The following is an 18,888-nucleotide window of genomic DNA, read 5'->3' as shown; positions in this document are numbered from 1 at the left end:
GTTAACGGGATCCCCGTCGGCACCCCACCCGGCGCCTCAGCGCCGCGCGAGCGGACGGGTCGCCGGGCCCTCGAGCACCTCGCCCTCCGCCGAGAAGCGCGAGCCGTGCGCCGGGCAGTCCCACGACCGCTCGTGGTCGTTCCACGTGAGCGCAGCACCGAGGTGCGTGCAGATGCCCGAGACGCGGCACTCGGTGCCGTCGATGCGCGACGCGGCGCTGACGCGCCATCCGTCCCGACCGATCTCGCCCTCGCCCGCCGTCGGAGCATCGTCGTCCAGGCGGTGCGCGAGCGCCCGCGCGTAGCCCTTGGCGTACCACCAGCCGACGGCCGCGTTGGCGCCGAGCCCCGCCGCGAGGGCCTGCGGCGTCGTGATGCGGCGGCCGAGCGTGCGGGCCCACGCGGGCTGCTCGTCGCCGGTGAGCGTCGCGGCGATCGTGAGGGCGCACTGCACGGCGTTCGTCATGCCCCACTTGTCGTAGCCCGTCGCGAGATACACGCGCCCGGCTCCCCGCGGCATCCAGCCCGAGAAGGGCACGCGGTGCGGCGTCTCGTAGTCCTGCGCGCTCCACGCGTGCGTGCGCTCGGCGCCCGGCCAGTGCTGCAGCGTCCACGCCGTGAGGTCGTCCACGCACGAGGCGGGCGAGTCATGCCGCCCCACTCCGTGGCCGTTGCCGCCGACGAGCAGCAGCTCCTCCTCGCCCGACCCGGCGGTGCGCAGCGAGCGCGTCGGTGCGTCCACGCTGAGGTACATGCCCTTCGGCGCGGCGCCGGGCACGCGGAACGACAGCACGTACGAGCGCTGCGGCTTCAGCTTCGCCCAGTACAGCCCGCGGTCGAGCACGGGCGACCCCGTGGCGATGACGACGCGATCGGCGAGAACCTCGCCGCGCGTCGTCGCGACCCGCACGGGCGCCGGTCGAGCCGCGAGGCCGAGCACGCGCGACCCCTCCACGACGACGCCGCCGAGGGAGCGCAGCTCCGCCGCGAGAGCCGCGAGCACGACGAGCGGGTCGAGCTGCGCCTGATCGGTCAGCATCACCGCGCCGTAGGAGGGGTAGGGCAGCTCCTCGGGCGACACGAGTCGAGCATCCAGACCGGCCTCGATCGCGGCCTCGTGCTCGGCGCGCACCGTGGGAATGCCGTCGGCGGTCCCCGCGTAGCTGTAGGCATCGCGCCGCTCCACGGCGCCCTCGAGCGGCGAGGCGTAGTCGAGCAGCCAGTCGAAGCCCGCGCGGTTCGCCTCGACGTACGCCTTCATCACGCGGCGACCGCTCGTGCTCCGGATGCGCTGCAGCTGCTGCCCCTGCAGCACGCTGAGCTTCCCGGTCGTGCGGCCCGTCGCGACCGCCCCCACCCCGCGCGCTTCCAGCACGGCGACGCGCTTGCCGGCCCGCGCGAGCAGCACCGCCGTCGTGAGCCCCGTCAGACCGGCGCCCGCGATGACGACGTCGTAGTGGGCGCGCGGTTCGAACTCGTCGGTCGGAATGCCGGGTGCGGTCTCCTGCCAGAGCGATGTCACAGTGCGGTTCCTCCTCGTGGCTCGCCTCTCGCGCTCACGAGCGGCACGGCCCACGGTAGGCGGGCCGCTCGGCTCGGGGCCAGGGCTTGCGCGCGAGCACACCGGCGCGTTATGGCGCTGGTAAAGGACCGAAAGGCCCGGGCGGGGTCGCGTAAGCGCGCCTAGGCTGGGGGCAATGTCGCGCAGCATCTACGTCACCTCTGCCGAGGGCAACTCGGGCAAGTCCACCGTCGCCCTCGGCCTCGTCGACACGCTCAGCCACCAGGTGCAGCGCGTCGGCGTGTTCCGCCCCGTGGCCCGCTCGCAGGACGAGCGCGACTACGTGCTCGAAGTGCTGCTCGGCCACAGCGGCGTCGACCTCGACTACGAGGACTGCATCGGCGTCGGCTACGACGAGGTGCACGCCGACCAGGAGGCGGCGCTCGCCGTCATCGTCGAGCGGTTCAAGGCCATCGAGCGGCGCAGCGACGCCGTCGTCATCGTCGGCAGCGACTACACGGATGTCGCGAGCCCCACCGAGCTGTCGTTCAACGCGCGCGTCGCCGCGAACCTGGGTGCGCCCGTCGTGCTCGTCCTCGGCGGCCGGCTCTCCGGCGCGTCCGGTGGGCGGGGTCTCGCCGAGAGCGGCCCGCGGTCTGCCGACGACGTGCGTCGCGTCGCCGATGTCGCGGTCGCCGAGCTCGAGCACGAGCACGCGCAGCTGCTCTCGGTCATCATCAATCGGGCGGATGCTGCGCTCGCCGACCCGATCACCGCGGCCGTCCAGGCGGTCGCCTCCGACGCGCTCGTGAGCGTGATCCCCGAAGATCCGTACCTCATCGCCCCGACGGTCGCGAGCGTCATCGCGGCCTGCGACGGCGAGTTCCTCCGCGGTGACGAGGCGCTCCTCGGCCGGGAGGTGCTCGGCGTCGTCGTCGCCGGCATGTCCATGGAGAACGTGCTGCCGCGCCTCACGGAGGGTGCGGTCGTGCTCGTACCCGGCGACCGGTCGGAGGTGCTGCTCGCCGTGCTCATGGCGCACGAGAGCGAGACCTTCCCGAGCGTCGCGGCGGTCATCCTGTACGGCGGTTTCGAGACGCCCGCCTCCGTGCAGTCGCTCGTCGACGGGCTCGACCCTGCCCTGCCGATCATCCGCAGCGGGGCGGGAACCTACGACCTCGTGCTGCGCGTCATGGAGGCCCGAGGCCGCCTCGCCGCCGACTCGCAGCGCAAGTACGACACGGCCCTCGCCCTGTGGGAGGCGCACGTCGACCACGACGCGCTGCTCGCGCGGCTCGACGTCGCGCGCTCGGAGGTCGTCACGCCGCTTATGTTCGAATTCGACCTGCTCGAGCGGGCGCGGGGCGACCGCAAGCACATCGTGCTGCCGGAGGGCGACGACGACCGCGTGCTGCGGGCCGCGAGCACGCTCCTGCGACGGGGCGTCGTCGATCTCACGATCCTCGGCGAGGAGGCCGAGGTGCGGGCCCGCGCCGCCGAGCTGGGGCTCGACCTCTCGAGCGCGACGGTCACGAGCACGCGCGACGAGCAGCTGCGGCACCGCTTCGCCGAGGAGTACGTGCGGCTGCGCACCCACAAGGGCGTCAGCTACGAGACCTCGCGCGACGTCGTGACCGACGTGAGCTACTTCGGCACGATGATGGTGCACCTGGGGCTCGCGGACGGCATGGTGAGCGGCGCCGCCCACACGACGGCGCACACCATCCGCCCGAGCTTCGAGATCATCAAGACCGACCCGGGGGTGAGCGTCGTCTCGAGCGTCTTCCTCATGTGCCTCGCCGACCGCGTGCTCGTCTACGGCGACTGCGCGGTCATCCCCGATCCGACGAGCGAGCAGCTCGCCGACATCGCCATCTCCTCCGCCGCGACGGCGCAGCAGTTCGCGATCGAGCCCCGCATCGCGATGCTCTCGTACTCGACGGGGGAGTCGGGCTCGGGAGACGACGTGGAGAAGGTGCGCGCGGCGACGAAGCTCGTGCGCGAGCGCCGCCCCGACCTGCTCGTCGAGGGGCCGATCCAGTACGACGCGGCGGCCGAGCCGAGCGTCGCGGCGACGAAGATGCCCGACTCGGAGGTCGCCGGCCGGGCGACGGTCTTCGTCTTCCCCGACCTCAACACGGGCAACAACACCTACAAGGCCGTGCAGCGATCGGCGGGCGCCGTGGCGATCGGGCCCGTGCTGCAGGGCCTGCGCAAGCCGGTCAACGATCTCAGCCGCGGCGCTCTCGTGAGCGACATCGTCAACACCGTGGCGATCACGGCGATCCAGGCGCAGCGCACGCCGCCGCCGCCGACGACGCCGATCTCGACGCTCGGCGGCACGGGCGAGGCCCCGTCGGAGGACGGCGCCTGATGCGCGTCTTCGTCGTCAACTCCGGCTCGAGCTCGATCAAGTACCAGCTCATCGACGTCGACTCGGCCGAGGTCGTGCTCTCGGGCCTGCTGCAGCGCCTCGGCGAGGAGGGCGGCGACGCGGCCGATCATGTCCACGGGATGCGCGTCGTCCTCGACCGCCTGGGCGACGAGGCGGCGTCGATCGGCGCGGTGGGCCACCGCGTCGTGCACGGCGGCAGCGCCTTCACCGAGCCCGCCCTCCTGACCGAGGAGGTCGTCGCGGGCATCGAGGCGGTGAGCGAGCTCGCTCCTCTTCACAATCCCGCGAACCTCGCGGGTATTCGTGCCGCGCTCGCAGTGCTGCACGCGGTGCCGCACGTCGCCGTCTTTGACACGGCCTTCCACCAGTCGATGCCGGCGGAGGCCTATACCTATGCGATCGACCGCGCGGTGGCCGAGCGGCACGGCGTGCGCAAGTACGGCTTTCACGGCACGAGCCACGAGTTCGTCGCGCGCGGAGCGGCCGAGCTGCTCGGGCGCCCGCTCGACGAGCTCAAGCTCATCGTGCTGCATCTCGGCAACGGCGCCTCGGCCTCCGCGATCGACGGCGGGCGCTCGATCGACACCTCGATGGGCCTCACTCCGCTGCAGGGTCTCGTCATGGGCACACGCTCGGGCGACCTCGACCCCGCGGTGCTCGTGCACCTGCACCGCGTGGCCGGCGTGAGCGTCGACGAGCTCGACACGCTGCTCAACAAGCGCTCGGGCATCCTCGGCCTCACCGGTCACGGCGACATGCGCGACGTGACGGACGCTGCCGCCGGGGGAGATGCGCTCGCCGAGGCCGGCCTCGCCGTCTGGGCCCACCGCATCCGGCACTACATCGGCGCGTATCTCGCTCAGCTGGGCGGCCTCGACGCGGTCGTGTTCACGGCGGGCGTCGGCGAGAACAGCCCCGCCCTGCGCGCACGCGTGATCGAGCGGCTCGGGCACCTCGGCCTGCACGTCGACGGGTTCCTCAACGAGCGCGTCGCGAAGGGCCCGCGCATCATCTCGCCCGCGGGCGATGGGCCGGCCGTGCTCGTCGTGCCCACGAACGAAGAGCTCGCGATCGCGAGGGCGACGGCCGCCCTCGTCGCGTAGTCGTCGTCGGTGCTGCGCCCCGCTACAGGGGCAGCTCGGCGATGGGCGTCGGCCCGGAGACGACCTCGAACTGCTGGTGCACTCCGCGACCGCTGATGAGCAGGTCGGCGACGAGGTGGGCGACATCCGCACGCGGGATGCTCCCCTCCACGTTCTCGCCGATCTCGACCTGGCCGGTGCCGGCGTCGTCGGTGAGACCGCCGGGCCGCACGATCGTCCAGTCGAGGTCGTCGTGGGCGCGCACGGCGGCGTCGGCCTCGGCCTTCGCCTTGAGGTAGATCTGGAAGATGTCGTCGGAGTCCGGGTCGAAGGAGTCGGCGCGGCGCGACGAGATGGCGACCATGCGCGTCACGCCCGCCTGGACGGCGGCATCGGCGAGCAGGATGGCGCCGTCGCGGTCGACGGTGAGCTTGCGCTCAGGCGTGCTGCCCGGGCCGGAGCCCGCGGCGAACACGACCGCGTCGCAGCCCGTGAGCACTTCGGCGAGGCCGGCATCGTCGGTCTTCTCGAGGTCGATCACGACGGGTGTCGCGCCGTCGGCCTCGATGTCGGCGGCCTGCTCGGGCTTGCGGATGAGGGCGTGCGGCTCGTGGCCGGCCTCCACCAGTCGGCGGGCGAGCAGTCGGGCGATCTGGCCGTGTCCTCCGGCAATAGCAATACGCATGAGCTCCACTCGATCAGGTCTGGATCCGTGCGGCCTGAGTGCGAGCATCCGCGACGGGGGTCGCGACTACGCTGGGGGCGTGGTCACCGCCCTCTACCGTCGCTATCGCCCCGAGACGTTCGCCGAGCTCATCGGGCAGTCGCACGTGACGGATCCGCTGCGGTCGGCGCTGCGGCACGACCGGGTCAACCACGCCTACCTGTTCAGCGGCCCGCGCGGCTGCGGCAAGACGACGTCGGCGCGCATCCTCGCGCGCTGCCTCAACTGCGCCGAGGGCCCCACCGATACTCCGTGCGGCACGTGCCCGAGCTGCGTCGAGCTGTCGCGCCAGGGCGGCGGCTCGCTCGACGTGGTCGAGATCGACGCGGCGAGCCACAACGGCGTCGACGACGCCCGAGACCTGCGCGAGCGCGCCGTGTTCGCCCCCGCGCGCGACCGCTACAAGATCTTCATCCTCGACGAGGCGCACATGGTGACGCCCCAGGGGTTCAACGCGCTCCTGAAGATCGTGGAGGAGCCGCCCGAGCACGTGAAGTTCATCTTCGCGACGACGGAGCCCGAGAAGGTCATCGGCACGATCCGCTCGCGCACGCACCACTACCCGTTCCGTCTCGTGCCGCCCGCGCAATTGCTCGACTACGTGGACGAGCTCGCGCGCAGCGAGAAGGTCGAGATCGAGCCGGGCGTGCTGCCGCTCGTCGTGCGCGCCGGCGGCGGCTCGGTGCGCGACACGCTCTCGCTGCTCGACCAGCTCATCGCGGGCGCCGACGAGAGCACGGTCACCTACGAGCGCGCGGTCGCTCTCCTCGGCTACACGCACGGCGCGCTTCTCGACGAAGTGGTCGACGCTCTCGCCGACCGGGATGCCGCCGCCGCCTTCGGCGCCGTCGACCGGGTCATCCAGACCGGCCAAGACCCGCGCCGCTTCGTCGACGACCTGCTCGAGCGGCTGCGCGACCTCATCGTCGTGCAGGCCACGCCCGACCACGGCGCGGCCGTTCTGCGCGGCATCCCTCAGGACGACCTCGAGCGCATGGGCGCTCAGGCCCGGCACTTCGGCCCCGCCGAGCTGTCCCGCGCTGCCGACGTCGTCAACCGTGCCCTCACCGAGATGACGGGCGCGACGTCGCCGCGCCTGCACCTCGAGCTCATGACGGCGCGCCTGCTCGTGCCCGCCGCCGACGAGTCGACGCGAGGCGCCCTCGCGCGGGTCGAGCAGCTCGAGCGGCAGATCGCCGGCGGGGTTGCCGGGCCCGCTGCGCGCTCCGCGACCGAACGGCCTGCGACGTCGGCGGCCGTAGCGCCAGCACCTGATGTCGCGCGCCGGACACCTGAGCCGGTCGCGCCCGAGCCTGCAGCGCCCGAGCCTGCGGCCGCTGCGCCCGTCGACGCCGGGCCGATCACGCTCGAGCGAGTCGTCGCCGCGTGGCCGGGCATCCTGGGCCAGGTCGAGAAGATTCGCCGCAGCTCCTGGACCGTCGTCTACACGGCCACGCCCGTCGCCCTCGAGGGCGACGTGCTGACGCTCGCGTTCACGGCGGAGAGCGATGTCGCGAGCTTCAAGGAGCGCACCTCCCCGGCAGACAGCGTGAACGAGCACCTGCGCTCCGCGATTCAGCGCGAGCTCGGCATGCGGGTGAAGTTCCTGGTGCGGATGGACGCGCCCGCCCGCGCCTCCCGGCCCGAGCCTGCCGCACCGACCGACGCCCCGGCAGAGCCCCCTGCCGACCCCGATCCGGCGCCGGAACCCGAGCCCGCGTCAGAGCCTGAGCCCGAGGCCGAGCCGTTCCGCGCGGCGGAGGCCGCCCCCGAGTCGCCGCCGGCGCCACCAGCGAGCTCGGCGCCCGTGACCGGCTGGTCGGTGGCGGCGATCCCCGGCGCGAGCGAGAAACCCGCGACACCCGAGCCGGAGGAGCCGAGCGCGGCAGCAGCCGACGGCGGCTCGCCTTCCACAACTTCGGAGCGGAAGTCAGGCTCGTCGAGGTCCGGCGCCGAGGCGGCCCCGACACCCGCTCCGCGGCCCGCACCGGTCTCCGAGATCGGCGGCAAGCAGCGCTACGGCGAGTCCGTCGTGCGCGAGGTGCTCGGTGCCACGTTCCTCGCCGAGGAGGTGCTCGAACCCGCAGTGTCGCTCGTCGGGGCGTCCGACCACGTCGCGCCCTCCGCCGCGCCGGCCGCACCGTACGACCCCGACGCGCCCTCCGACGCGGATGCTCCACCCGAGTACTACCCAGACAGCCAGGGCCCAGACGACCCGGGCCCCGACGAACCCTGAGACGAGCAAGCGTGTACGACGGCATCATCCAAGACTTGATCGACGAGTTCGGGCGCCTGCCCGGCATCGGCCCGAAGTCGGCGCAGCGCATCGCGTTCCACATCCTGCAGACCGAGTCGTTCGACGTCGCGAAGCTCGCGCAGCTGCTCGTCGACGTGCGCGAGAAGGTGCGGTTCTGCGAGATCTGCGGCAACGTCGCGGAGGAGGCGCAGTGCTCCATCTGCCGCGATGTGCGCCGCAACCCGGCGTCGATCTGCGTCGTCGAGGAGGCCAAGGACGTCGTCGCGATCGAGCGCACGCGCGAATTCCGAGGGCTCTACCACGTGCTCGGCGGGGCGATCAGCCCCATCGACGGCATCGGCCCCGACGACTTGCGCATCGGCTCGCTGCTGACCCGCCTGCAGGACGGCACAGTGACCGAGGTCATCATCGCGACCGACCCGAACCTCGAGGGGGAGGCGACCGCGACCTACCTCACGCGCCTCCTCGTGCAGCCCGGCCTGCGCGTCTCCCGCCTCGCGAGCGGCCTGCCGGTCGGCGGCGACCTCGAGTACGCCGACGAGGTCACCCTCGGCCGCGCCTTCGAGGGGCGCCGCACGGTCGAGCGCTGACCGATCGACGCGGGTGTCGGCGGTCACCTTCATGCTCGCGTGAAACAATCGCGCTCATGGGAGATGGTGTGGGGATGATCGGGCTGGGATACGAGGGCTTGTCGATAGACGAGTTCTGCAGTCACGTCTTGACGCAGGGCGTCTCCGTAGTCGTGGATGTTCGGCTCAACGCGCTCTCTCGAAAGCCTGGCTTCTCGAAGAACGGACTCCGCGCGGCCTTGGCCGAAGCTGGCGTCGACTATCTCCACTTTCCTGTGTTGGGCAACCCGCGGGACAACCGCGACGGGTTCGCGTTGCCGGGGTCGCGCGCTGGTGACGCCGCCCGCAACCGATACGGGGCCTCGATTTCTACTGCGGACGCGATGTCCGCGATTGCGGAGATCACGGCACTTGCCTCCGCGAGAGTCGTCGGCGTGATGTGCTTCGAGAAGGAACAGCACGAGTGTCATCGTGAATTGGTGATCGAGCGGGTCGAAGCGGCACTCCACGCACTGCACCAGCCGGCGGGCGTCTAGAACCGCCTAGAACAAGGGCAGTGTCTCCACATCGGTTATTCGGGGGTACCAGACTCCCAGCACGCTGAACTTGTCACGCTTGATGGGCGCCTCGAAGTTGCCCATGAAGAAGTGGGTGTCGCGTTTCGAGTTGAACATCTCATCGAGGAACTTCGTTTCGATGTGGCGCTTGAGTTCGAGGTCGGTGGCGGATCGGAAGCGTTGCTGTAGCGCCGTCAGTTCCCAGTCGAGTATCTGGCCACGATGGCCATCGCAGGCAGGCGCAGTGCATCGATAGCGGTACGTCGCGACTAGGCGGGGGGCCTCGAGCTTCTTGGTGCCTTCGCCCGTGCCGAACAGGTCAACTTCTTCAAGTGCCCGGCTCAGGATGGCCTTCTGCTTCTCATTCCAGCCCGGATGAGTCTCGAAGTGGATGCCGGTGATGTCTGCGACGCCTCCCAAGCCCAGAGAAGGCGCCGCATGGTGGAGCTTCGCCGCGGCGCTCAGCTCGCAGGTGTTCGTGAGCGGCAGGTCGCGCAGAGCGTCGACCCGGCGCTCCCACGGGTCGTAGTGGTCGACCTTGCGCACCGACGACCAATCGGGCGAGTAGCTCTCGCGCCGAGAGTCTTCGTGGCGGCGACGAATCTCGAGCTCGATCACGTCGTACTTCTTGAACTGAAGGTCGGTGTCGAGGTAGCGGAAGGGGATCGGGTAGAGGCGGATCCAGCGCGGCCCGCCCTCGCCAAGCCGCACGCCCGCGGTGCATACGACGTCTTTGTACTTCGTCGACGGTTGCGGGGTGGTCTTAACCGTGATGAGAACCTGCGCCTTCTCGGCAATCACATCCATGGCCGCACAGTAATGCTCACCTCCGACACAGCGACTGCGTTGTCCGCACTGTCGTCCCTCTGCGACAGAATGGCTGCATGCTCGATGCGAAGATCTCCCAACTTGTCGCCGACTACGGCGTCGAGCTTAAGGAGAAGCTTGCAGGCACCGGCGAGCCCGAAGAAGCGTTGCGGGTTCCCATCGAGCACCTCATCACTGCGGTAGGCGAGTTCGGCGGCAAGAAGACCATCCTCGACGGCGAGGCGCACCTGACCGAGCTGAGTTCGCGGCCCGACTTCGCCGTGCGCGTGAAGGGCGCGGTCGTCGGTTACATCGAGGTGAAGAAGGCCGGTCTCTCGCTTGATCCGAGTACTTTTGGGTCACAACCGCGAGCAGTGGAATCGCCTGAAGGACCTTCCCAACCTCATCTACACGAACGGTTCCGAGTGGCGGCTCTATCGCGGTGAGTCGCAGCCCGCGCTGGTCGCGCAGCTCACCGGAGGTCCGCTCGACCAGGCGGGCTCCGCGCTCGCGCCTGACGCGAACTTCGCCCACCTCGTGTCTGACTTCCTGAACTGGCACCCGGTTCCCATCAAGACGGTGGCGAAGCTCGTCAGCACGATCGCTCCGATCACACGGATGCTCCGCACGAAGGTGATCGAACAGCTCGCACTCGAGACCGCGCGGGTGAAAGCGGGTGCCCCACAGCACGAGCAGCTCTTCTTGGGTCTGGCGAATGACTGGCGCAAGCTGCTCTTCCCCGATGCGAGCGACGAGGTCTTCGCGGACGGCTATGCGCAGACCGTCACTTTTGCCCTGTTGCTTGCTCGCACCGAGAGGATCGATCTCGAATCCACGAGCCTCTACGAGGTCGGCCAGCAGCTGGGTGCCGATCACTCGCTCATGGGCAAGGCTCTGCAGCTGCTCACAAACGATGTGAAGGGCGACTTCGTTCCGACCATCGACCTGCTACGCCGTGTCATCGGTGCCGTGCAGTGGGATGCGGTTCGCAAGAAGAAGGACACATATCTCCACCTCTACGAGAACTTCCTCGCCGAGTACGACCCCGAGCTGCGCAAGGCTACCGGAACCTACTACACGCCCCACGAGGTCGTCGATCAGATGGTGCGGCTGGCTGAGGAGGCGCTTGTCACGAAGCTCGGCAAGCCGAAGGGATTTCTCGACCCGAGCGTGACGACGATCGACCCCGCGATGGGTACGGGCACTTTCATGCACTCGATCATCGAGCACGTCGCCGAGAAGGTTGAGCACACCGACGGCCCCGGGGCCGTGCCCGGCACGATTACGGAGTTAGCTTCCCGCCTCATCGGCTTCGAGTTGCAGCTTGGCTCGTACACGGTTGCCGAACTGCGTACCACCGACCTACTGCACAGCTATGCGGCAAAGCCGCCGGAGGGCGGTATGCGCACATACGTGGCGGACACCCTCTCTGATCCCGCGGCCGACGTCACCGCGATCTCGTCCGGGCTCGCCGCGATCTCCGAGAGCAAGCGGCAGGCCAACCGCATCAAGTCTGATGTCCCGGTCACGGTCGTGATCGGCAACCCGCCCTACGCTGAGCGCGCCGAGGGCATGGGCGGCTGGATCGAGAAGGGCTCGGCCGCCACTCGAAACGACAAGAAGAGGGTCGCGAAGGCGAAACTCGACGACTTCCGGATGCCCGGCAACGGGCAGCATGAGTTCAATCTCAAGAATCTATACGTCTATTTCTGGCGGTGGGCCACTTGGAAGGTCTTCGAATCAACCGCCGACCACACTGGAGTTGTCTGCTTCATTTCTACGGCCGGCTACCTCCGTGGGCCCGCGTTCCGGGGCATGAGGAGATACCTGAGGTCCGTCTCGGATGAGGGCTGGATCGTCGACCTGACGCCCGAGGGGATTCGCCCCGAGGTGAGAACGCGAATCTTTCCTGGCGTCCAGCAACCGCTTGCCATCGGGTTGTTCCTTCGGAGAGGTGAGCGGGATCAGACGTCTCCGGCGCGTATCCATTACCGGTCGATCAGCGGGTCCCAAGCAGAGAAATTTGCGGCGCTTGCGGCCATGAGCCTCCATGAAGGGTGGGAAGACGCCCGTACAGGGTGGAGTGATCCGTTCACGGTCGGCTCCGCCGACTGGGACGCTTGTCCCGCTTTCGGCGAGATATACCCTTGGTTTAGCCCGGGAGTTACTGGAAATCGAGGTTGGCCATACGCGCCAAATGAAAGCATGAATCCCCCCGGCGTGTTCGGAGAGCGTATTGCTGGTGTCAGCCCGCTTGTTCGAGGGGCTCGGTCAGAGCATATTCGAGCTGCTCCAGTTCGATCGGGGTGAGGTCATCGATCGAACTGTGGATGCGTTCGGTGTTAAACCACTGCACCCAGTCCGCGGTCGCGGCCTCGACCTGATCGACGTTTCGCCAGGGCCCTTCGTGATGGATCAACTCGGTCTTATAGAGTCCGATCTGGGACTCCGCGAGGGAGTTGTCGTAGGCGTCGCCGACGGATCCAACCGAGGGGTCGATGCCTTCCTCGATCAGGCGGTCGGTGAAGGCAATGGACGTATAGACGCTGCCGGCATCGGTGTGATGCGTCAGTCCGGCGAAGTCGGCGACGCCCTCGCGGCGCCTGGTCCAGAACGCCATCTCCAGGCAGTCGAGCACCAGCGGCGTCGTCATTCTCGTCGCCGCCCGCCAGCCCAGGATGCGGCGGGAGTGAACATCGAACACGAACGCGACGTAAACCCATCCGGACCACGACCACACGTAGGTGAAGTCAGCGACCCAGAGTTGGTTCGTGCGGAACCTGGCGAAATGCCGATCGACAAGGTCGGCAGGTCTGGTCTCGCGCGGGTCAGCATCGACCGGATTGGTGCGTTTCCCACGTCGCACGCCAGCGATGCCGAGCTCGCGCATGAGGCGCTCCACCGTGCAACGGGCAATGTCGTGGCCCTCGCGGCGCAGACGCAACCAGAGCTTCCGAGCGCCCAGCACGCGCCGTTGCCGCTGCCAGCAGCCCAGCACGATCGGCTTCCACCGCTCATCGGACACCTGCCGCGCTGAGGGTCGACGCTTGCGGGCGTCATAGTAGGTCGATGGGGCGATCTTCACCTCATGCTGGGTGAGCACGGCGCAGATCGACTCGACACCCCATCGCAGGCCACCATCATTGCGGTCCTTGTGGTCGGTGATGAACGCGACTATCGCTTCGCTGGCCGGTCGAGTTCGGCCGCGAAGAAAGCCGAAGCCGCCTTCAATATCTCGTTCGCCCGCCGCAACTCGGCGTTCTCTCGTTTGAGCTTCTTGATCTCCGCCTGCGCCTCGGTGGTCACCCCCGGCCGTTGGCCGACATCGACCTGCTGCCGCCGAATCCAGGTTCGGACCGTTTCGGGCGAGCCGATGCCGAGCATGCCGGCGACCGCGGTGATCGCGGCGTGCTCGCTGGGATAGTCAGGCCGCACCTCGGCGACCATGCGGACTGCGCGCTCACGAAGCTCGCGCGGATACTTGTTGGGTCGTGCCATGAGACTGATCCTTCCAAGGAATCGAGTCTCCGAACACGCCGGGGGGATTCAGCACTCTGCGCCGACGGTGGGACCGGCTGCGTGCAGCAATTCGCACTCCGGAAGGGCCGACGCTCTTCAAGGAGACACGTGACCGCACGCTTTCCAAGCGCGTTGCTCCATTAGAGAGCCCAGGCGCGTCTCCCGACGATGGTCCCCTCCTCGAGTCAATGGAAAGCCCAGCCATCGTCCGCGTCGGCTACCGGACTTTCGACCGTCAGTGGTTGGTCGGCGACGCTCGGATTCTAGACATGCCCAGACCCACGCTTTGGGAAGCCAGGGCATCCAAGAACGTCTTCTCCGTCGAACAGCATTCGGATGCGATCAAGGACGGTCCCGGCATCGTCTTCTCCGCTTTGATTCCGGACCTCCATCACTTCAACAACCGCGGCGGTCGTACGCTCCCGATGCTGCACCCCGACGGTTCTCCGAACCTCGCACCGGGGCTTCTGGACGGGCTCGCATCGGAAGCGAGCATCCAGGCCGACCATCATGACCTGCTCGCCTACGTGGCGGGAGTCGTCGCGCAGCCAGCGTTCACGGAGACCTTCGTCGACGAGTTGACGACGCCCGGTGTGCGGGTTCCGATCACGCGCAATGCCACGCTGTGGCAGAAGGCCGTTGAGATCGGGCGCGAAGTGATCTGGTTGCACACCTACGCCGAGCGCTACGTCGATCCCGCCTCGGGGCGCGAGGACGGCAACGTGCGCAGCGGGTGGCCGATGGATGCCCAGCCCAAGTCTCTCGAGGCCGTCACCACCATGCCCGTGAAGCTTCGGTACGACGACGCGCGCGGTCAGGTCGTCTTCACCGACGACGACGGCGCACGCAATGGGGCCTGGGGGCCGGTGCCGCGCGAGGTGTTCGACTACACCGTGGGCGGCATGAACGTCATCGGCAGCTGGTTCAAGTACCGCAAGAAGAACCCCGGTGGCAAGAAGACGAGCCCGCTCGACGACATCCACATCGATGAGTGGCCGCACGAATGGACGCTCGAATTCACCGAGTTGCTGACCGTGCTGACGCGGCTGGTCAGCCTCGAGCCCGCGCAGGCGGAGCTGCTCGAGCAGATACTCGGCGGCGAGCTCATCACCAAGGACGAGCTGGCGGCGGCAGGCGTCAGGTGGCCCGAGTCGCGCAACGATCGCAAGCCGCGCCGCAAGGTCTCCGCCGACGCCCTCGACATCTTCGGCGACGACGGCTCATAGGCAACGGGGCGTTTACGAGACATGAGACGCGGTGACTACATCGTCTATGTCGATGAGAGCGGCGACCACAACCTGGTCGATTTTGATCCGCAATACCCGCGGTTCGTGCTGGCGTTCTGCATCTTCAGGATCGACCACTATGTCGAGCACGTTGTCCCTACCGTTCAGCGCCTCAAGTTCGATTTTTTTGGTCACGACATGGTGGTGCTACACGAGCGGGACATTCGGCGAGAGTTGCATCCGTTCGACGTGCTTCTCAACGGTGCGGTGCGGTCGAGATTCATGTCGAGCCTAGATGCGCTCATTAGTTCGTCGAGATTTGGCATCGTCGCCTCGGTAATCCGCAAACACGAGTTTCGAGAACGTCGCGGTACACAGATCAGCCCATACGAAGTTGCGCTGGAGTTTGGGCTCGAACGCGTCTTCCTTCAATTGCAGGATCGTGGGCAGGTCGGCAAGAAGACCTACGTAGTGTTTGAAGGCCGAGGTCGAAATGAAGACAAAGAGCTGGAACTCGCCTTTAGGGGCTCTTCGCAATCAAGCGGGTAGGTGGGGTCTGAATCCGCCGCTTTCGAGCAGGCTGCGGGCGATGTAGTTGCTGAGGTTGCGGAAGCCGAGCGCACTGCCGCGGAGGTGTTCGAGTCGGCCGTTGATCGCCTCGGTTGGACCGTTCGAGGTGCCGGGCAGGTCGAAATAGGCCAGCACGTCGCCGGCGCGGCGATGCAGGGTGCGGCCGAGCTTGCCCAGCTCGACGAGGACTTCGGGAACGCCGTGACGCAGCGAGTCGATCACCGCTTGCAGGGCTCGGCGCCCGGCGGCTCGGTCGGGGTGCCGGTAGGCGGCGACGATGCTCTGGTAGACGGCCCAGGTGGTCTCGACCTCGACATGCTCGTCGATGGCGAACACCGCCTCGATGCGGGCGCGCTGTCGGTCGGTGAGGAACGCTTCCCCGGTGTGCAGGGCGCGGCGAACACCATAGAGCGGATCGCCGGCGTGGCCGCGGTGGCCGAGGGTGTGCTGTTGGACGCGTTGCCGGGTGCGGTCGAGGGCGTCGCCGGCGAGCTGGACGACGTGGAACGGGTCCATCACCTCGATCGCGTCGGGGAGGGCTTCGGCGGCGGCGGTCTTGAAGCCGGTGAACCCATCCATCGCGACCACCTCGATCCCGGCCCGGAACGCCGGGGACTGCTGCTCGAGCCAGGTCTTGAACACCGGCTTCGATCGGCCCTCGACCATGTCCAGCAGCCGCGCCGGACCCGTCCCGTCACGCACCGGGGTCAGGTCGATGACCACGGTCACGTAGCGGTCCCCGAACCTCGTGTGCCGCCAGACGTGTTCATCGACACCGATCACGGTGACCCCATCGAAGCGGGCCGGATCGCCGATCAGCCTCCGACGGCCTTCCTCCAAAACAGCACTGTTGGCCGTGTGCCAGGACACCCCGAGCCGAGCTGCGACTCGGCTGATCGTGAGATGGTCCACGACGAGCGCGGTGAGCGCCCAGGTGAGCGCTCCACGGGACAGCTTCGACCTCGGCTCAGCCGCCGCGGTGCTGTCCTGCCGCCACGACCTGCCGCATCCCGAGCACCGGTAGCGGCGCACCCGCACCAGCAACGTCGTCGGCCGCTCGCCGAACGGGACATGCGCGAGCCGTCTCGCCTCGGTGCCGCGCGAGACACCCTCCGCCCCGCACCACCGGCACCACTGGTCCGGCTCCACGATCCGGCACTCCAACACCGCCCGATGTGCCTCGATCCGCTGCCCGGCGACCACGAGTCCGAGCTCCTCGAGACGGCAGAAGACAGTCAGATCGGCGGGGTCGAAGGTAGCGTTGAGCACGTCGAGGTCTTTCTCGGATGGTGAGCCTGAAGAACTTCCATCCTGGAAGACCTCGACCCTGTCTCCAGACCCCGACGCGCTACCGACCTACCCCCTCAACTGCGAAGAGCCCCTTTAGGCGAATTCTCGACTCGACCAAGTACCTCGGCCTGGCCCAGACGCTGGACTTCCTTTGCGTCGACAAGAAGATCAACAGTGCAGGTCTACAGATCGCCGACCTCGTTGCTAGACCGATCGGTATCCGCGACCTACGCCCGAACCAGGAGAACCACGCTTGGTCGATCCTGGAGAAAAAGTTGGTGAGGTCGAAGAGCGGCAAGGTCCACGGCTATGGGCTCAAGATATACCCTACGTAAGCGAAAAGCCCCCGGTTCACCAGGGGCTAGACGCCGACCGAGCAACCCCAGTCCACTTGCGCAAAGTCTACCAAAGTAGACTCATCGGTGCGCTACGTCTTCCGAACCAGGCTCTCGATTCTCGACCACGGGATGACTCTTCGAATGGCAGCGCATTGTGTGGCCGGTCGCCCTTGGCCGCCCGCGGCACGAGCAGCCGCGTGAACCACGTCGTTGTCCTCGCCAAGCGCCTCGGCGACCCAGAGCAGGGCCGGTGCGCATTGGAAGTGCGTGTAGAAGTGTCGAGCACCTAGCCCACGGCTAGCGCGGCCATACGCTCCCGGCCCGTCGATCTCGTTGAGCCACGCAACGACGTGCTCTTGCTGGCTGCTCCACCAGTGTGTCCCCGGCAAGTGAGCACGCTCGTAGGCGTCTGATACCGGAAAGTGCGGTTGAGCCTCCGCAAGAACCTGAGCGAACTCAACACCGGTCATGTCACTCGACACTGCAGCCCCCTCCCAAGACCTATCGCACAGGCGCGTCGATCCCATTCTCCGCGATCTGCCAACTGCTTACCTTGTCCTGTCGATCAACAGCACTGAGCCACGCTCGCGCATTCCACCGCGCGCATGAGGCGGCGCTAGACTCGACACCCGGGTTCGTGCTGCGCCGCACGCTCTCCGATGCGCCCGAGCCGCGCATCCCCTCGCCCGCCGCCACCGCCTTCCAGGAGTTCGATTCGTGAGTCTCATCGTGCAGAAGTTCGGCGGCTCCTCGGTCGCGGACGCCGAGAGCATCAAGCGGGTCGCGAAGCGCATCGTCGAGACGCGCAAGGCGGGCAACGAGGTCGTCGTCGCGGTGAGCGCGATGGGCGACACGACCGACGAGCTCATCGACCTCGCGCACGAGGTCGCGCCGATTCCCGACCCGCGCGAGATGGACATGCTGCTCACGACCGGCGAGCGCATCTCGATGGCACTCCTCGCGATGGCGATCAAGAGCATGGGCTACGAGGCGCGCTCGTACACGGGCAGCCAGGCGGGCATGATCACGGATGCTCAGCACGGGCAGGCCCGCATCGTCGACGTCACCCCGGTGCGCGTGCGGGAGGCGCTCGACGACGGGGCCATCGCGATCGTCGCAGGCTTCCAAGGGTTCAACCGTGACAGCCGCGACATCACGACCCTCGGTCGAGGCGGCAGCGACACGACCGCCGTCGCGCTCGCCGCGGCGCTCGAGGCCGACGTGTGCGAGATCTACACCGACGTCGACGGCGTCTTCACGGCCGACCCGCGCATCGTCGCGCTCGCCCGCAAGGTCGATCGCGTCACGAGCGAGGAGATGCTCGAGCTCGCGGCCGCGGGGGCGAAGGTGCTGCACATCCGCGCCGTCGAGTACGCGCGGCGGCACGGCGTGACGCTGCACGTGCGCTCGTCGTTCACGCCCGCCGAGGGCACGTACGTCATCACCCCGAAAAAGGGAGAGAAAGTGGAAGAGCCCATCATCACGGGAGTGGCCGGAGACCTCAGCGAGGCGAAGATCACGGTCGTCGGTGTTCCCGACACCCCGGGAATGGCCGCCGACATCTTCACGACCGTCGCGAAGACGGGCGCCAACATCGACATGATCGTGCAGAACGTCTCGGCCGCCGCGACCGGCCGCACCGACATCAGCTTCACCCTGCCGAAGACCGACGGCGAGAAGGTGCTCACCGCTCTGCGCGCCGAGCAGGAGGACTACGGCTTCGAGTCTCTGCAGTACGACGATCAGATCGGCAAGCTCTCCGTCGTCGGCGGCGGCATGCGCACGAGCGCGGGCGTCTCGGCCCAGCTGTTCACGGCGCTCAAGGATGCGGGCATCAACATGGAGATGATCAGCACCTCCGAGATCCGCATCTCCGTCGTCACGCGCGCCGACATCCTGCACCACGCCGTGCGCATCGTGCACACCGCCTTCGGCCTGGACGGCGACGCCGAGGCGATTGTCTACGCCGGTAGCGGGCGCTGAGCACCGCACCTCGGCCATCCACCCGCGCGAAGCCGCCACACGGCCGAGCCACCCCTGCGCCCCGGCTACGC

The 18,888-nt window shown here is 68.1% G+C and carries 15 protein-coding genes; 10 read left to right on the top strand and 5 right to left on the bottom strand.

Translation table 11 applies throughout. The annotated features are described in order from the left end of the window. Positions 1–36: 36 nt before the first annotated feature. Positions 37–1,521: an FAD-dependent oxidoreductase gene (locus HUJ41_RS10930; RefSeq protein ID WP_246299221.1), complete on the bottom strand. Its 1,485-nt coding sequence runs from the start codon at positions 1,519–1,521 to the stop codon at positions 37–39. Between the two features lie 175 nt (positions 1,522–1,696). Here HUJ41_RS10930 and pta point away from each other — a divergent pair, with 175 nt between their 5' ends. Further along, on the top strand, positions 1,697–3,874 hold the full coding sequence (gene pta, locus HUJ41_RS10925; RefSeq protein ID WP_179872581.1) for a phosphate acetyltransferase: 2,178 nt from the start codon (positions 1,697–1,699) through the stop codon (positions 3,872–3,874). Continuing rightward, positions 3,871–4,998: an acetate kinase gene (locus tag HUJ41_RS10920; protein ID WP_179873997.1), complete on the top strand. Its 1,128-nt coding sequence runs from the start codon at positions 3,871–3,873 to the stop codon at positions 4,996–4,998. Before pta ends, HUJ41_RS10920 begins: the two co-directional genes overlap by 4 nt. A 22-nt stretch (positions 4,999–5,020) precedes the next feature. On the opposite strand, the gene HUJ41_RS10915 is transcribed toward HUJ41_RS10920, so the two are convergent. Continuing rightward, positions 5,021–5,662, bottom strand: a complete 642-nt coding sequence (locus HUJ41_RS10915; RefSeq protein ID WP_179872580.1) for an SDR family oxidoreductase — start codon at positions 5,660–5,662, stop codon at positions 5,021–5,023. A gap of 79 nt (positions 5,663–5,741) precedes the next feature. Here HUJ41_RS10915 and HUJ41_RS10910 point away from each other — a divergent pair, with 79 nt between their 5' ends. Genes HUJ41_RS10910 through HUJ41_RS10900 form a run of 3 tightly spaced genes read left to right on the top strand, consistent with a single transcriptional unit; the run spans position 5,742 to position 9,063 of the window. Further along, entirely contained in the window at positions 5,742–7,937 is a 2,196-nt protein-coding gene (locus tag HUJ41_RS10910) for a DNA polymerase III subunit gamma and tau (RefSeq protein WP_179872579.1), read from the top strand. Positions 7,938–7,948: 11 nt separating this feature from the next. Then, on the top strand, positions 7,949–8,548 hold the full coding sequence (recR, locus tag HUJ41_RS10905; RefSeq protein ID WP_179872578.1) for a recombination mediator RecR: 600 nt from the start codon (positions 7,949–7,951) through the stop codon (positions 8,546–8,548). A gap of 56 nt (positions 8,549–8,604) precedes the next feature. Next, positions 8,605–9,063: a DUF488 domain-containing protein gene (locus tag HUJ41_RS10900; protein ID WP_179872577.1), complete on the top strand. Its 459-nt coding sequence runs from the start codon at positions 8,605–8,607 to the stop codon at positions 9,061–9,063. 6 nt (positions 9,064–9,069) lie between these two features. On the opposite strand, the gene HUJ41_RS10895 is transcribed toward HUJ41_RS10900, so the two are convergent. Continuing rightward, on the bottom strand, positions 9,070–9,891 hold the full coding sequence (locus HUJ41_RS10895; protein WP_179872576.1) for a DUF8758 domain-containing protein: 822 nt from the start codon (positions 9,889–9,891) through the stop codon (positions 9,070–9,072). 77 nt (positions 9,892–9,968) lie between these two features. Between HUJ41_RS10895 and HUJ41_RS10890 the strand changes: the two genes are divergently transcribed. Both HUJ41_RS10890 and HUJ41_RS10885 read left to right on the top strand, forming a co-directional pair. Next, positions 9,969–10,337 (top strand): hypothetical protein, encoded by a 369-nt coding sequence (locus HUJ41_RS10890; RefSeq protein ID WP_179872575.1) that lies wholly within the window; start codon positions 9,969–9,971, stop codon positions 10,335–10,337. Further along, positions 10,231–12,201, top strand: coding sequence for an N-6 DNA methylase (locus HUJ41_RS10885; protein ID WP_218925612.1), 1,971 nt, complete (start codon positions 10,231–10,233; stop codon positions 12,199–12,201). The genes HUJ41_RS10890 and HUJ41_RS10885 overlap by 107 nt, the downstream gene beginning before the upstream one ends. Here the strand turns inward: HUJ41_RS10885 and HUJ41_RS10880 are convergent. Next, a protein-coding gene (locus HUJ41_RS10880) for an IS3 family transposase (RefSeq protein WP_179872076.1) occupies positions 12,137–13,389 on the bottom strand; the annotation gives its coding sequence in 2 pieces (ribosomal slippage) (positions 12,137–13,107 and positions 13,107–13,389; 1,254 coding nt in all). The two genes, HUJ41_RS10885 and HUJ41_RS10880, sit on opposite strands and share 65 nt — an antisense overlap. Positions 13,390–13,409: 20 nt before the next feature. Here HUJ41_RS10880 and HUJ41_RS10875 point away from each other — a divergent pair. Together HUJ41_RS10875 and HUJ41_RS10870 are read left to right on the top strand one after the other, a co-directional pair. Beyond that, positions 13,410–14,636 (top strand): type ISP restriction/modification enzyme, encoded by a 1,227-nt coding sequence (locus tag HUJ41_RS10875; RefSeq protein ID WP_179873995.1) that lies wholly within the window; start codon positions 13,410–13,412, stop codon positions 14,634–14,636. A gap of 21 nt (positions 14,637–14,657) precedes the next feature. Continuing rightward, positions 14,658–15,185, top strand: coding sequence for a DUF3800 domain-containing protein (locus HUJ41_RS10870; RefSeq protein WP_179872573.1), 528 nt, complete (start codon positions 14,658–14,660; stop codon positions 15,183–15,185). Here the strand turns inward: HUJ41_RS10870 and HUJ41_RS10865 are convergent. Continuing rightward, on the bottom strand, positions 15,174–16,475 hold the full coding sequence (locus tag HUJ41_RS10865) for an ISL3 family transposase (RefSeq protein ID WP_179872018.1): 1,302 nt from the start codon (positions 16,473–16,475) through the stop codon (positions 15,174–15,176). The genes HUJ41_RS10870 and HUJ41_RS10865 overlap by 12 nt on opposite strands. 1,076 nt (positions 16,476–17,551) lie before the next feature. Between HUJ41_RS10865 and HUJ41_RS10860 the strand changes: the two genes are divergently transcribed. Next, positions 17,552–18,817: an aspartate kinase gene (locus HUJ41_RS10860; protein ID WP_179872572.1), complete on the top strand. Its 1,266-nt coding sequence runs from the start codon at positions 17,552–17,554 to the stop codon at positions 18,815–18,817. Positions 18,818–18,888 lie beyond the last annotated feature (71 nt).

Origin of the sequence: Microcella indica, from assembly GCF_013414345.1 — a bacterium.
In the GTDB taxonomy this organism is placed as follows: Bacteria; Actinomycetota; Actinomycetes; order Actinomycetales; family Microbacteriaceae; genus Microcella; species Microcella indica.
Note: the sequence above shows the minus strand (reverse complement) of the source record. Positions and strands in the feature narration are given on the sequence as shown.

Coding starts and splice junctions, on each gene's coding strand:
- pta (WP_179872581.1), top strand. CDS start 1,697: ATGTCGCGCAGCATCTACGTCACCTCTGCCGAGGGCAACTCGGGCAAG.
- HUJ41_RS10915 (WP_179872580.1), bottom strand. CDS start 5,662: ATGCGTATTGCTATTGCCGGAGGACACGGCCAGATCGCCCGACTGCTC.
- HUJ41_RS10900 (WP_179872577.1), top strand. CDS start 8,605: ATGGGAGATGGTGTGGGGATGATCGGGCTGGGATACGAGGGCTTGTCG.
- HUJ41_RS10895 (WP_179872576.1), bottom strand. CDS start 9,891: ATGGATGTGATTGCCGAGAAGGCGCAGGTTCTCATCACGGTTAAGACC.
- HUJ41_RS10890 (WP_179872575.1), top strand. CDS start 9,969: ATGCTCGATGCGAAGATCTCCCAACTTGTCGCCGACTACGGCGTCGAG.
- HUJ41_RS10870 (WP_179872573.1), top strand. CDS start 14,658: ATGAGACGCGGTGACTACATCGTCTATGTCGATGAGAGCGGCGACCAC.